Source organism: Variovorax sp. LjRoot290 (assembly GCF_964253985.1).
Taxonomy (GTDB): Bacteria; Pseudomonadota; Gammaproteobacteria; order Burkholderiales; family Burkholderiaceae_C; genus Variovorax.
In genome coordinates this window covers 111,730-125,237 of record NZ_CAXURW020000003.1, presented here as the reverse complement: position 1 = coordinate 125,237, position 13,508 = coordinate 111,730, and the positions used below count along the sequence as shown (strand labels likewise).

Below are 13,508 nucleotides of genomic sequence, written 5' to 3'. Positions count from 1 at the left end.
CACCTCATGAGAACCGTCAAGGATCTGCAACCGATGGCACCGCGCTTTCGCGTCGACGGCAAGACGGCCCTGGTCACCGGCTCGGGCCGCGGTATCGGCTCGGGCATCGCGCTCGCTCTGGCCGAGGGTGGCGCCGAGGTTGTGCTGCTGTCGCGCACGCGCAGCGAGCTCGATGCCGTGGCCGCCGAGATCGAGCGGCGCGGCTTCAGCACGCCGCTCGTGCGCGTGTGTGACGTGACCGACAACGCCGCCGTCCGGGCCGCGATCGCCTCGCTGCCGTGCCTGGACATCCTCGTGAACAACGCGGCCACCAACATCCCGCGTGCCTTCCTCGACGTGAGCGACGAGGACTTCGCGATCATGAGCGACCTCAACGTGCGCGCCTATTTCGTCGTGGCGCAGGCGAGCGTGCGCAAGATGCTGGAGGACCCCGATCGAAAGGCCAAAGGCGGCGTGGTGATCAACATCACCTCGCAGATGGGCCACATCGGCTCGCCCAACCGCGTGCCCTACTGCATGACCAAGCATGCCGAGGAAGGCATGACCAAGGCCATGGCGATCGAGCTGGTCGACCAAGGCATCCGCGTGAACAGCATCGGCCCCACCTTCACCATGACGCCGCTGATCGAGAAGATCGTCAACACGGAGGAGATCCGTAACTTCCTCGTCTCGCGCATTCCGATGGGCCACATGGCCGCCATCGAGGACATGGCCGCCGCAGCGCTGTACCTGGCGTCGCCGGCCGCCGCGATGGTGACCGGCTCGTCGCTGCTCGTCGATGGCGGCTGGACCGCGCAATGAGCGGACGCAAGGGCTACATCTTCGGAGACCTCACGGTCACCGATGCGAAGTACTTCCACGAGGAGTACATGACGCGCGTGCGTCCGGTGCTGGACAAGTACGGCGCCGTGTTCCTCATCGGCCAGGACAACCCGACCACGCTCGAAGGCGACCGCCCCATGACGCGCGCGGTGCTGGTCGAGTTCGAAAGCCCCGAGCGGGCGCGCGAGTTCTACCAGTCGGCCGACTACCAGGAAGTCATCGGTTACCGGCTGCGTTCCTCGAGCACCTATCTCTACCTGATGGAAGGGGTGCCCGCGCCCCTGAGCTCTTGACCATGCGCATGCGCCCGGAATACGACTACGTCATCGTCGGCGCCGGCACGGCTGGCTGCGTGCTCGCCTCGCGCCTGTCCGCCGATCGGGGCAACCGCGTGCTGCTCATCGAGGCCGGACCGCGCGACACCAATCCCTGGATCGACATCCCTGCAGGCGTGTCGCGCCTGTTCTCCGACACCTCGGTCAACTGGGCCTACGACTCCGAGAGCGAGCCCGGCCTCAACGGCCGAAAGCTCTATTGGCCGCGTGGCAAGGTGCTCGGCGGCACCAGCGCGATCAACGGCCACGTCTACATGCGCGGCAACCCGGGTGACTACGACGCCTGGCGCGATGCCGGCAATCCGGGCTGGGGATGGACCGACGTGCTGCCCTACTTCCGCCGCAGCGAACGTTTTTACCGCGGCGAAGGACCTTTTCACGGTGCGCGCGGCGAGCTGCCGGTGACCGGCGTTGAGGAGCCGCACCCCACGTCGGAAGACTTCGTGCGATCTGCGGTCGCGCTGGGCCATGCACGCAACGACGACTTCAACGGTCCGACGCAGGAAGGCGTGGGCTACCTCCAGTACATGATCGGCGATGGGCGCCGTGCTTCCACTGCGCGCGTGTTCCTTCGGCCCGTGCTCGGCCGGTCCAACCTGAGCGTGGAGACCGGGGCGCTGGTCGAGCAGGTGCTGTTCGACGGCCGGGCCGCGCGCGGCGTGCGGCTGCGCGATGCGCAGGGCACGCGCGAGATCGCGGCCGCGAAGGAGGTCATCCTCTGCGGCGGCACGATCAACACGCCACAGTTGCTGATGCTCTCGGGCATCGGCGAAGCGGACCACCTGCGCACGTTCGGCATCGACGTGCTGGCCGACCTGCCAGGCGTGGGGCGCAACCTGCAGGACCACATCTACGTGCACAGCCTCACGGCGGTGGACGATGCCTCCTCGCTGAATCGGCGCATCCGCGGATGGCGCATCGCGCCGGAGGTGTTGCGCTACTTCTTCCAGCACAAGGGCCTGCTCACCTCGGCGGCGGCGCAGGTCGGCCTGTTCGCCAAGTCGAGCCAGCGGCTCGAATATCCCGACCTGCAGATCCAGATGCGGCCCTTCAGCATGCTGATCCGCGACGGCCGCTACACGAGCGAAGCCACGCCCGCGATCACCGCTTCCTGCACCCTGGTGCGGCCGAGCTCGCGCGGCCAGGTGCGGCTGCGCAGCGCACGGCCGAGCGACGCACCGTCGATGGTGGCCAACTACCTGACGAACCCGCGCGACATCCCGCCATTGGTCGAGGGCTTGCGGATCGTGCGCGAGATCCTGCGCACGCCGCCGTTCAGCCATCGCGTTCGCGGCGACCGCCTGCCCGGCCCGACCGTGAATTCGGACAGCGAAATGGTGGCCTACCTGCGGCAGTATGCGCAGTCGATGTACCACCCGGTAGGCACTTGCCGCATGGGCCCGAGCGAGGGCTGCGTGGTCGACCCCGCGCTCAGGGTGCACGGCCTTGAGCGGCTGCGCGTGGTCGACGCTTCGGTGATGCCACTCATTCCCTCGGGCAACACCAACGCGCCCACCATCATGGTGGCCGAGAAGGCCGCCGAAATGATTCTTCTCGGCGCACGCGCCGGCGCCCCCTCCGCGGGCGCGCCGCGCCGCGCCTCCACCCCAACGGAACTCGTGACATGAAAGCCATCGTGGTGACTGGGAAGGGAGGCTTCGCCTTCCAGGACTTGGACGTGCCGCAGCCGCGCGACAGCGAGGTGCTGGTACGCGTGAAGGCCTGCGCCCTGAACCGCGCGGACCTCAACATGCTGGACGGCGAGATGTACGGCAGCCGGGGCGGTCCCGGTACCGTAATCGGCATGGAATGGGCCGGCGACGTGGTTGCCGTGGGCAGGGAGGTTAAGCATGTGGCGCCGGGCCAGCGCGTCATGGGCTCGGGCGCGGCTGGCTTCGCCGAATATGCGGTGGCTGACCTTGGGCGCGTCAATCCGATCGCGAGCGATGCGATGGGCTACGAGGAAGCATCGACCTTGCCCATCGCGCTGCAGACCATGCACAACGCAGTAATCACGCAGGGCGGTGCCGGTCCGGGCAAGTCGGTGCTCGTGCAGGGCGCCTCCTCGGGGGTGGGCCTGATGGCGCTCCAGATCGCGAAGGCGTTCGGCGCAACGCTGGTCGCGGGCACCTCCACCAACACCGAGCGGCGCGGACGGCTCACGGAGTTCGGCGCCGACGTCGCGCTCAACCCGCTCGCGCGGGGCTGGAACGACAGCGTGCGCGACCTCACCGGCGGGCGCGGCTTCGACGTGATCATCGATTTGCTGTCCGGGCCCTACATGGCGCACAACCTCGAGGCGGCAGCCGTGTGCGCGCGCATCGTCAACGTGGGGCGGCTGGCAGGGCGCAGCGCGGACTTCGACTTCGAAACGCACGCGCTCAAGCGCGTGGAGTACATCGGCGTGACCTTCCGCACGCGCACTGTCGAGGAGGTGCGCGAGATCAACCGGCTGGTGCGCGAAGAGCTGGGCCCGCACCTGCAACGCGGTGCGCTTTCGTTGCCGATTGATCACCAGTACCGCTTCGAAGAAGCCGCGGAGGCCTTCGCCCGCATGCGTGCCAACCGGCACTTCGGAAAGATCGTCCTCACACTCAATCAGGAGACAAACCCATGAGCGCCACTTTGCCAACCGGGGCCGCCATCGGCACTGCCGGGACCTCGGCCACGTCCGCCGCCACGCCAGGTGAAACCAGGAAGGTCATCACCGCCGTCACGCTCGGCAACGTCGTCGAGTGGGTGGACTGGGTCATCTACGCGACCTTCGCGCCGATCTTCTCCGCGCACTTCTTTCCGCAGGCTGATCCGGTCGCGGGCCTGCTGGCCACTTTCGCCGTGTTCGCCGTCGGGTTCGTGATGCGGCCCCTGGGCGGCGCCATCCTCGGGCCCTACAGCGACAAGCACGGCCGCAAGAAGGGCCTGACGCTGTCCATCGGCCTGATGGCCGGCGCCTCGTTGGTGATCGCTCTGTGTCCGACCTACGCCAGCATCGGCGTCGCGGCGCCTGTGATCCTGGTGCTGTGCCGCATGGTGCAGGGCCTGTCGGCCGGCGGCGAATTCGGTGCTGCTTCGGCCTACCTGGTGGAAGCGGCGCCGCCTTCGAAGCGCGCTTTCATCGGCTCGTTCAAGGACGTGGGCGTGAACGGCGGCATCCTGGTCGCGGCACTGATCGGCGTCGCCTTAAGCAATATGCTGAGCCCGGAGGCGCTGAAGGATTGGGGCTGGCGCGCCGGCTTCGCCTTCGCGGCGGCGCTGGGCCTCGTGACCGTGTGGATCCGGCGCGGCGTGGGCGAGACCGCGGCCTTCTCGCATGCCGCCGCCACGGGCAAGACGCAGAGGAATCCCTTGCTGGCGATGTTCGCCGAGCATCCGATGGCCGCGTTGCGCGTGATGGGAATCGCTATCGCGGGCGTGATGCTCAACTACGTATGGATGGTGTACTTCCCCACCTTCGCCAATCTTAAGACCGGCATTCCGCTCAAGACCGCGCTGCTGGCCAACAGCATCGCGCTGGTGATCTTCATCGTGCTGCTGCCTTTCGCCGGCAGGGTCTCCGACCGCTTCGGCCGCCGGCCGACGCTGCTCTTCTTCTCGATCGGCTCCGCGCTCTACGCCTTCCCGGCGCTGCACTTCATGGAAGCCAGCTTCTGGAATATCTTCGTGATCGACCTGATCGGCATGCTGCTGATGCTGGGCTATTCCGCCAATGCCGCGGTGGTGATGGCCGAGCAGTTTCCTTCCGAGGTGCGCGTCACGGGCATCTCCGTGCCGTTCGCGATCTCGGTCGCCGCCTTCGGCGGCACGGCGCCCTACATCCTGACGGCCATGACGAAGGGCGGCATGGGCGACCTGATCTGGATCTACCTGTGCGTCGCGTCGCTGATCGGCACGCTGGTCTACGCGACGATGCGCGAGACAGCCGGCAAACCCTTGCTCTAGAAGCCGGCATGGAAACCCGCCGGCTTGAATACTTCATCCGGATCGTCGACTTCCGCAGCATCACCAAGGCGGCCGCGCAGATCGGCGTCGCGCAGCCGGCCTTGAGCCAGCAACTCGCGATCCTGGAGAACGAGTTCAAGACCAAGCTGCTGCACCGCAGTGCCCAGGGTGTCGAGCCGACGAGCGCGGGCCTGGACCTGTACCGGCACGCCCGCGTGATCTTGCGCCAGCTCGAGCAGGCGCACGATGTGGCGCAGTCGTCCGCGACGGCGCCGAACGGGCCGGTGTCGGTGGGCTTCCCGATCAGCACCGCGTTGCTGCTGTCGATGCCGTTCCTGGAGACCATGCGGGAACGTTTTCCCAGAGTGACGCTGCACATCACCGAAGGGCTCAGCGGCCACCTCAGCGAACTCGCGATCAACGCACGCCTCGACGTGGCCTTGCTATTCCAGGCCCATGCGTCGGCGGGCCTGGTGGTCGAGCCGATGTGGACCGAGGACCTGCTATTGATTGCGCCGGCCGATGCGGAGTTGCCCGATCCGATCGGCATCGAGGAAGCGGCGCAATTGCCGTTGATCATGCCGGCGCGTGGCCACGGCGCGCGGATGGTGCTCGACGCGGCCCTCGCGCGGCACGGCCTGAATCCAACCTTCGTGGCCGAGATCGACTCCAACGCCACGCTCAACCGTGCGGTGCAGAAGGGGCACGGCTTCAGCTTCCTGCCATGGACCGCCGTGTACCACGAACTCGCGGAGGGCCGCCTGCGCGCCGTGGCAGTCGACGTGCCCCACCTCTACCGCACCGTGTCGCTGTGCCGAGCCTCGTCGCTGCCGCTGACGCGGCCGATGGAGAGCGCGATGCGCGTGTTGCGCGAGCATATCGTCAACCTGCTGGGCTCAAAGGCCATTCGAGGCATGCGGCCCGCCGCCTGAGGCGAGCTGGTCGTCAGGCGTCGCCGCCGCCAGGTTCCGACACTGCGCCAATCCAAGTCATCAGGCATCGCGACCCGCGAAGGTGGTGCTCTGCAGCAGACAGCGCTGGCGGGCTACTTCGCGTCCGGCGACCTGCCCGAGAAGACCGGCAGCGCCGCACCGTACGCCGCCCCCAACGAGGCCTTCCCGACCGCCAACGGCTGGATCATGATCGCGGCGTACCAGCAGGACCGCTGGCGCAAGCTGTGCCAGACGTTGAAGCGGAACGAGTTGATTGACGATCCGCGGTTCGCCGCCCTGGCTTCGCGCGTCGCCAATCGCAAGGTGCTGGTCGAAGAGCTCGGCAATACGCTCAAGGGCCGCGACACCGAGGCATGGGTCGAGATACTCGAGGCGGCTGACGTCCTGTGCGCGCCGATCGCCGACTACCGCTCAGTCGTCTCGCTTGAACAGGCGCAGCACAACGGCATCTTTGTCGACGTGCCGCACCCCACGCTGGGGCGCATTCGCCAAGTGGGTTGCAATCTCGGGCGACGAGGAGCGGACGTCGCGGTGCGCTATGCCGCACCGACACTCGGTGAACACAACGCCACTATTTTCGCGGACGAGCGCCGCAAGGAGCCTGCATGACGCAATGGGTGCGATTCGTAGCCGACAGCAAAGAGGGATTCGGCACGCTGGAGGAAGGCGATCGCGGTGGCGGTGATCGGTGGACTCGAGTCCGGCTTCGGCATCGTCATCGGCGGCCTGCTGCTCGGCGTGGTCGAAACTGCCACGGGCTTTTACATCTCGACCGGCTACAAAGACGTCCCGGGCCTGCTGCTGCTGCTGCTGGTGCTGGCGATTCGGCCCGCGGGCATCTTCGGCCAAGTGCGCATCAAGAAAGTCTGAGATGAGAACGCAGACCTTCGCGCTCGGCGCGATCGGTGCGGCGGCCCTGTGTGCGCCGATCGTCATCGACAACCCCTACTACACGCACCTGCTGACGACCATCGGCATCTACTCGATCCTGCTGTTCGGGCTCGATGTCCTGGTGGGCTATGCCGGCGAGCTGTCGTTGGGGCATGCGGCCTTCTTCGGCGTCGGCGCGTATGCGGCGGGCATCGGTGCATCCACGCACGGGCTGCCGATCTACGCCACGATCCCTCTCGCGATCGGGGTCACCGCGCTGGCGGGCGCGGGGCTTGCCTTCGCGTCGCTGCGCGTGAGCGGTCCGTACCTCGCCATGGTCACGCTGGCATTCGGCACGGTGATGCAGATCCTGATCAACGAGATGGACTTCCTGACCGGCGGCCCGATCGGCGTGCAGCTGCCCGCCACGCAGCTGTTCGGCCGCGCCCTGGACGGGACCACCATGTTCTACCTGGTCGTGGCGGCGCTAGCGCTTTGCTTGGTGCTCGTCACGCGGCTGTTGAAGTCGCACGCGGGCCGGGCTTTCGAGGCCCTGCATGGCAGCGCGATCGCCTGCGACTGCATGGGGGTCAGCGTCTACCTGTTCAAGGTACTGGCATTCACGCTCAGCGCCGCCTTCGCCGGGCTCGCAGGCGCGCTGTATGCCTATTCGGAGCAGTACATCGCGCCGAACGCCTTCGGCATCGATCTCGCCATCCTGTTCCTGCTGGCCGTGTTCCTGGGCGGACGGCGTGGGCGAGCGGGGTCGATCACGGGCGCGGCGATCGTGGTGTTCCTGCCCAACATGCTGTCGGACCCCACGCAGGTGCGGATACTCGCGGTGCTCATCACGCTGGTCGCCGCCGTGCCGCTGCTGGAATCGGTGCGGCGCGGCACCTGGAGCCTGCGTAACGGCTGGCTGCCGATGCTTTTCCTGGGCGCGTTCGACGGGCTCGCGTTCTTCACGCGCGACATGAACGAGCATCGCCTGACCGTGTTCGGCCTGCTCATCCTGGGCACGGTCTACTTCATGCCCGAAGGCATCACGGGCTGGCTGCGGCAGGCGGTGGGCCGGGTACGCGCGCGCCGCGCCGCGCCAACGCTGCCGAAGGCTGCGCAGCAAGTGCCTGCGCTGTCACGCAGCATCGATGCCGGCGATGGCGGCACCATCCTGGACGCAAAGGGGATCGTCATGCGCTTCGGCGGACTGACGGCGCTCAGCGCGGTCGACCTCGTGGTCCGGCGCGGCACCGTTCACGGCGTGATCGGCCCGAACGGCTCGGGCAAGAGCACGCTCATGAACGTGCTCAGCGGCGTCTACACGCCCAACGAAGGCGACATGACGCTGGGCGGCACGCGGCTCAACGGCAGGTCGACGACAGCGATCGCGAAGCTCGGCATCGCGCGGACGTTCCAGAACGTGCAGCTCTTCGGCGAGATGCCGGCGATCGACAACGTCATGGTCGGCCTGCACCATACGTTTCGCACGAACGCGCTGCACGCGATGGCGTCGACCCGCGCGTACCGCGCCGAGGCGAGCCATGCGCGCGACCGGGCCCTGGCGATCCTGGACTTCATCGGCCTCGCCGAGTACGCCGAGATCGAGGCCCGGCATCTGCCTTACGGCCGCCAGCGCATGCTGGAGATCGGGCGCGCCCTGGCGCTCGACCCCTACGTGCTGATCCTCGACGAGCCGGCGGCCGGCCTGACTTCGGCGGACATCCGCATGTTGATCGGCATGATCCGGAAGATCCAGGCCAGCGGCATCACGGTGATCCTGATCGAGCACCACATGGACATCGTCATGAACCTGTGCGACACCGTGACCGTGCTGGACTTCGGCAAGAAGATCGCCGAAGGCATGCCGGCCGACGTGCGGTCCGATCCGAAGGTCATCGAGGCCTATCTCGGTGCCGGCGCCGCAAGCCATCCGGCTGCCGGGGCGCAGGTCTGCGATCCGTGTGAACCCCGGGAGGCCGTCGTATGTTGATGGTGCACGACTTGGTGGCCGGCTACGGCGAAGTGCAGGTGCTCAAGGGCGTGCACATCCACGTGCCGAAGGGGTCGGTGGTCAGCCTGATCGGCAGCAACGGCGCAGGAAAGACGACCACCATGCGCGCCGTCTCGGGCATGCTCAAGCCGAGGGCCGGCAAGGTCGTGCTCGACGGCAAGGACATCGCAGGGTTGGAGTCGCACGAGATTGCCGCGCGCGGGCTCGCACATTCGCCCGAAGGCCGACGCGTCTTCCCGACTCTGTCGGTCCGGGACAACCTGAAGCTCGGCGCCTACACGCGCTTCGCCCGCCGGCGTGCGCGCGGCGACATCGAAGCCGACCTCGATCGGGCGATGGAGCTGTTCCCGCGCCTGCGTGACCGCAGCGCGCAGGCGGCCGGCACGCTGAGCGGCGGCGAGCAGCAGATGCTGGCCATCGCCCGAGCGACGATGATGAATCCGCAGATGCTGCTGCTCGACGAGCCCTCGATGGGCCTGGCGCCGATCCTGGTGGACGAGGTGTTCGCGATCATCTCGCGCCTGCGCGCGCAACACGTGACCATGCTGCTGGTCGAACAGTTCGCCGCCGCAGCCCTGGCGGTGAGCGACTATGGCTACGTGCTCGAAAGCGGGCGCGTCGCCGTGGAGGGGCCTGCCTTCGAACTCGCCAACAACGACAAGGTCCGTGCCGCCTACCTGGGCGGCGGGGCCGCACATTGAGGTCGACATGAAACTGAGTGGAAAAATCTGCGTCATCACCGGTGGGGCGTCGGGCATTGGACGGGCGAGTGCGTTGCTGTTCGCGCACCATGGCGCCACGGTGGTGGTGGCCGACTTGTCGGAAAGCAGCGTCGGCGAAGTCGCGCGCAGTGCGGGCGGCGAAAGCATCGGCATCGCGGCGGACGTCTCGTATGCGGCGAGCATGGAAGCCTTGTTCGACACCGTGGCGTCGCGCTTCGGCCGCCTGGATGTCATGGTGAACAACGCCGGCTTCGGCCTGCGTGCGGACATCACGCAGACCACTGCGCAGGACTGGGACCGGCTGCTGGCCGTGAACGTCACCGGCGTCTACCACGGCTGCCGCCTCGCCATTCCGTTGCTCAGGCGTTCGGGTGGCGGCGTCATCGTGAACACCGCCTCCGTGGCGGGGCTGGTCGGCGTGAAGGACCGCGCCGCGTACTGCGCTACCAAGGGCGCCGTGGTGGCCATGACGCGCGCGATGGCTCTCGACCACGTGAAGGATGGCATTCGCGTCAACGCGGTCGCGCCCGGCACCATCGATTCGCCGTACTTCGAGAACATCTTCGCCGGTGCACCCGATCCGGCCGCGCTGCGGCGAACCTACGAGGCGCGCCAGCCGATGGACCGCATGGGCACGCCCGAGGAGGTCGCCGAGGGCATCCTCTGGCTGGCGAGCGCCGAGTCGGCGTTCGTCACCGGCACGATCCTGACCATCGACGGGGGCATGACGGCGCAATGAAGACCACGATGCGGGCGCCGGTCAACATCGAGGACCTGAGCTGGTTGGGCGAAGGCCTGTCCCGCCCGGAATGCGTGCTCGCCACTGCCAAGGGGGAACTGTTTTGCGCAGACCACGCCCACGGTGTCGTGCAGGTTGGCCGCGAGAAGCAGCCGTTGAAGGGCGTGCCCGAAGGCTTCCTGCCGAACGGCGTCGCCATGCTGCGCGACCGCAGCTTCCTGATCGCCAACATGGCGCCCGAGGCGGGCGGCGGGGTGTGGTCGGTCGGGCCGGACCGGGTGTTGAAGCCCTGGCTCATGGGGGCCGAAGGCCAGGCATTGCCGCATGCCAACTTCGTGCTGCTCGACGGCAGCGAGCGCATCTGGATCACCGTCAGCACGCGTCGGCAGCCCCGTCAGGTGGCTTACGCGCGCGACGGCGGCGACGGGTTTCTGGTGATGGTCAACGGCAAGGGCGCTCGCATCGTCGCCGATGGTCTGGGGTTCACGAACGAATGCCGCCTCGACCCTGCCGGCCGATGGCTCTACGTCGTCGAGACTTTCGCGCGCTGTCTTTCGCGCTTCCCGGTCCGTGACACCGGGCTCGGTCCGCGGGAGGTGGTGCACGAGTTCTCGAACGGCGACTTCCCGGACGGTCTGGCCTTCGACGAGGAAGGCGCGGCATGGGTTGCCTGCGTGGTCTCCAACCGCCTGATCCGCGTGACGCCGGAAGGCCGCGCGAGCAAGGTGCTCGACGGCTCCGATGCGGGCATCGTCGAGACGGTCGAGCGCAGCTTCTTCCACGACCGGCTCGGCCGGCATGAGCTGGAACTGGGCATGCGCAGCGTGCTGGGCAATCTGTCGAGCATCACCTTCGCGGGGCCTGACCTACGCGACGTGGTGCTGGGCAGCCTGGGCAACGCGCGGCTCGCCTGCTTTCGGGCCAGCGTGCCGGGGGCGGCGCCGGCGCACTGGCATTTCTAGCGCTCCGCGGCGGCTTGCCTCAGGCCCGCACGGTGCGCCCGCTGAGCGCATCGCGGATCGGTGTCGGCTGCGCAAGATCGCCGGTCGGGCCGTCGAGGACCAGATCCACCCGATCGCCGAACAGCGCGCGCACGCCCTCCGCGCTGCGCGCCGGCGGTTCGCCATGCGGGTTGGCGCTGGTCGAGACCAGCGCATCGCCGAACGCCGCGCACAGCGCGGCAGCGCAGGGTACGGCCGTCACGCGCAGGCCGACGGTGTCGTGGCGGCCGTGAATCCAGGCGGGGCAGGCTGCCGATGCCGGTAGCAGCCAGGTCTGCGGGCCAGGCCAGCCGGCACGGATGCGCTCCAGCAGCGGCTCTGGCGTGCGCGCGAGGTCGATGTAAGGGGCGATGCGCTCGAAGGCGTCGCCGATGAGGAGCAGTCCTTGCCCGGCATCGCGCTGCTTGAGCGCGACCAGGCGTGCGACCGCCGCCTCGTTGTGCGGATCGCACCCGAGGCCGAAGACCGACTCGGTCGGGTAGGCGACCAGCCCTCCGCCCCGCAGTACCGAGGCCGCTTGCGTCAAGTCGATGTGTGGAGCCACGTTCCGTCGACCTCCTGCACGCCTTTGCTCGCGAGCGCGGCACCGAAGCCCTTGATGTCGACGATGGACTCGCCGGCAGCGATGCGCGCCCGCACCGCGACGTCGCTCTCGCGCCGTGCGTGCGCGAGCGTGGCGATCTCGAGTGCGCGAGCGCGCGGCAGCACGATCACGCCGTCGTCGTCGGCCGCAACGACGTCGCCGGGGTAGACCAGCACGCCGCCGATCACGATCGGCACGTTCACGCTGCCGGGCACGCTCTTCTCGGGATGCGAGGCGCTGACATGGCGCGCCCACAGCGGATAGCGGTGATCGAGGATGTCGGCGAGGTCGCGAACCGAGCCGTCTGCCACCGTGCCCGCCAAGCCGCGCGTGCGGCACTCGAGCGCGGTCGTGTCGCCGAACACGGGGCCGAAGACCGACCCCTGGCTCGAGATCATCAGCATGTCACCGGGCTGCGCGGTCGCGATGGCCGGGTAGATCATGCAGTTGTCGCCCGGGTGGTTCAGCGAGGTGATGGCGGGTCCGGCGGCGTGTTGCCGCTGCTGCACGGGCCGGATCCCTGCATCGACGAGCGCCACCTGCCCGACCAGGGCATGCATCGCTTCGACCAGGTCCGCCACCGGCAACGCGCGGGCCAGCTCGACCGCGCGCGCCGCGGGCCTGGGAATCCGCTTGTAGATCACGCCGCTCATGGCCGGCCGCTCACCAAGGCAGGCCGGTGGTCGACGCGGACAGGCCGCCGTCTATCACGAGCGAGGTGGCGTTGATGTACTTGGCATCGTCGGACGCCAGGAAAGCCACCGCGTTGGCCACGTCCCACGCCTCGCCGAAGCGGCCGCTGGGCACCTGGGTCGCGCGCTCGGCCATCTTGCGTTCGTACAGCGCCTTGTCGTCGCCGGCCTCGTGCGCGATACGCCAGCTGACGCGCGGCGTCGCGATGTAGCCGGGCAGGATCACGTTGCAGCGGATGCCCCTGGATGCATAGGTCACTCCGACATTCTGCGAAAGCTGGATCACCGCGCCCTTGGAGGCGGAGTAGCCGGCGGTCGGCAGCATGGAGCGGATGCCCGCCACCGAGGAGTTGTTGACGATCGCGCCGCGCCCCTGTTCCAGCATGTGCGGCAGCACCGCCCGCATCGTGAGGAAGAACGAATTGAGGTTGACGCGCATGACGCGATCGAAATCGGCTGGCTCTTCCGACAGGCAGCCGCGGATGTGGATGCCGACGTTGTTGAAGAGCACGTCGACGCGGCCATGGCGCGAGACGCAGGCGCCGACCATCTCGTCGACCTGCGCCTGGTCCGTGACGTCGCATTGGTGCAGCGTGCATTCGCCGCCCTCGGCGTCGATCATGCGCTGGGTCTCACGGGCGCGGTCGAGATCGCGATCGACCGCGAAGACCTTGGCGCCCTCGCGGGCGAGCGTCACGGCGGTGGCAATACCGTTGCTCAGGCCGTCCTCGACGGCACCTGCGCCGGCCACGATCGCGACCTTGCCTTGGAATCTCTTCTTCATGTGTTCTCTCTTGGTCAGTGTGATTCGGAATGGATCGAAATGGATCGGCAGGCGTGG

Annotated in this window: 14 protein-coding genes and 1 pseudogene; 12 read left to right on the top strand and 3 right to left on the bottom strand. The window is 68.0% G+C overall.

All coding sequences use genetic code 11. The features are described from left to right. Window positions 1-6 precede the first annotated feature (6 nt). The 12 genes and pseudogenes from ACSQ9A_RS37980 (at window position 7) to ACSQ9A_RS37925 (ending at window position 11,353) form a co-directional block, all read left to right on the top strand. A complete protein-coding gene (locus ACSQ9A_RS37980; RefSeq protein WP_436307914.1) occupies window positions 7-801 on the top strand; it encodes an SDR family NAD(P)-dependent oxidoreductase in 795 nt (264 codons plus the stop codon). Further along, window positions 798-1,115 carry a DUF1330 domain-containing protein gene (locus ACSQ9A_RS37975; RefSeq protein WP_436307913.1) on the top strand — a complete coding sequence of 106 codons (318 nt, stop codon included), beginning with the start codon at window positions 798-800 and terminating at the stop codon, window positions 1,113-1,115. Before ACSQ9A_RS37980 ends, ACSQ9A_RS37975 begins: the two co-directional genes overlap by 4 nt. Window positions 1,116-1,117: 2 nt before the next feature. Beyond that, window positions 1,118-2,785 (top strand): GMC family oxidoreductase, encoded by a 1,668-nt coding sequence (locus ACSQ9A_RS37970; protein ID WP_436307912.1) that lies wholly within the window; start codon window positions 1,118-1,120, stop codon window positions 2,783-2,785. Next, window positions 2,782-3,774 (top strand): quinone oxidoreductase family protein, encoded by a 993-nt coding sequence (locus ACSQ9A_RS37965; RefSeq protein ID WP_436307911.1) that lies wholly within the window; start codon window positions 2,782-2,784, stop codon window positions 3,772-3,774. The genes ACSQ9A_RS37970 and ACSQ9A_RS37965 overlap by 4 nt, the downstream gene beginning before the upstream one ends. Next, the gene (locus tag ACSQ9A_RS37960; RefSeq protein ID WP_436307910.1) at window positions 3,771-5,096 is read left to right on the top strand and encodes an MFS transporter; all 1,326 of its coding nucleotides are present in this window, start codon (window positions 3,771-3,773) and stop codon (window positions 5,094-5,096) included. Before ACSQ9A_RS37965 ends, ACSQ9A_RS37960 begins: the two co-directional genes overlap by 4 nt. An 8-nt stretch (window positions 5,097-5,104) precedes the next feature. After that, on the top strand, window positions 5,105-6,028 hold the full coding sequence (locus tag ACSQ9A_RS37955) for a LysR substrate-binding domain-containing protein (protein ID WP_436307909.1): 924 nt from the start codon (window positions 5,105-5,107) through the stop codon (window positions 6,026-6,028). 6 nt (window positions 6,029-6,034) lie between these two features. Further along, complete coding sequence (locus ACSQ9A_RS37950; RefSeq protein WP_436308239.1) at window positions 6,035-6,658, top strand: CoA transferase; 624 nt, start codon at window positions 6,035-6,037, stop codon at window positions 6,656-6,658. A gap of 54 nt (window positions 6,659-6,712) precedes the next feature. Continuing rightward, window positions 6,713-6,919, top strand: a pseudogene (locus ACSQ9A_RS37945) (branched-chain amino acid ABC transporter permease); the annotation flags it as partial. Window position 6,920: 1 nt separating this feature from the next. Further along, entirely contained in the window at window positions 6,921-8,909 is a 1,989-nt protein-coding gene (locus ACSQ9A_RS37940; RefSeq protein WP_436307908.1) for a branched-chain amino acid ABC transporter ATP-binding protein/permease, read from the top strand. Beyond that, window positions 8,903-9,631, top strand: a complete 729-nt coding sequence (locus ACSQ9A_RS37935; protein ID WP_436307907.1) for an ABC transporter ATP-binding protein — start codon at window positions 8,903-8,905, stop codon at window positions 9,629-9,631. The genes ACSQ9A_RS37940 and ACSQ9A_RS37935 overlap by 7 nt, the downstream gene beginning before the upstream one ends. A gap of 7 nt (window positions 9,632-9,638) precedes the next feature. Continuing rightward, the gene (locus ACSQ9A_RS37930; protein ID WP_436307906.1) at window positions 9,639-10,391 is read left to right on the top strand and encodes an SDR family oxidoreductase; all 753 of its coding nucleotides are present in this window, start codon (window positions 9,639-9,641) and stop codon (window positions 10,389-10,391) included. An 8-nt stretch (window positions 10,392-10,399) separates the two neighbouring features. Beyond that, the gene (locus ACSQ9A_RS37925) at window positions 10,400-11,353 is read left to right on the top strand and encodes an SMP-30/gluconolactonase/LRE family protein (RefSeq protein ID WP_436307905.1); all 954 of its coding nucleotides are present in this window, start codon (window positions 10,400-10,402) and stop codon (window positions 11,351-11,353) included. 19 nt (window positions 11,354-11,372) lie between these two features. Here the strand turns inward: ACSQ9A_RS37925 and ACSQ9A_RS37920 are convergent, their stop codons facing one another. From ACSQ9A_RS37920 to ACSQ9A_RS37910, 3 genes are read right to left on the bottom strand one after another with little or no spacing between them, the layout of a single operon-like run. After that, window positions 11,373-11,936, bottom strand: coding sequence for an L-threonylcarbamoyladenylate synthase (locus tag ACSQ9A_RS37920; protein WP_436307904.1), 564 nt, complete (start codon window positions 11,934-11,936; stop codon window positions 11,373-11,375). Continuing rightward, the gene (locus tag ACSQ9A_RS37915; RefSeq protein WP_436307903.1) at window positions 11,915-12,628 is read right to left on the bottom strand and encodes a 4-carboxy-4-hydroxy-2-oxoadipate aldolase/oxaloacetate decarboxylase; all 714 of its coding nucleotides are present in this window, start codon (window positions 12,626-12,628) and stop codon (window positions 11,915-11,917) included. Before ACSQ9A_RS37915 ends, ACSQ9A_RS37920 begins: the two co-directional genes overlap by 22 nt. A 10-nt stretch (window positions 12,629-12,638) precedes the next feature. After that, window positions 12,639-13,451, bottom strand: a complete 813-nt coding sequence (locus ACSQ9A_RS37910) for an SDR family NAD(P)-dependent oxidoreductase (protein WP_436307902.1) — start codon at window positions 13,449-13,451, stop codon at window positions 12,639-12,641. Window positions 13,452-13,508 lie beyond the last annotated feature (57 nt).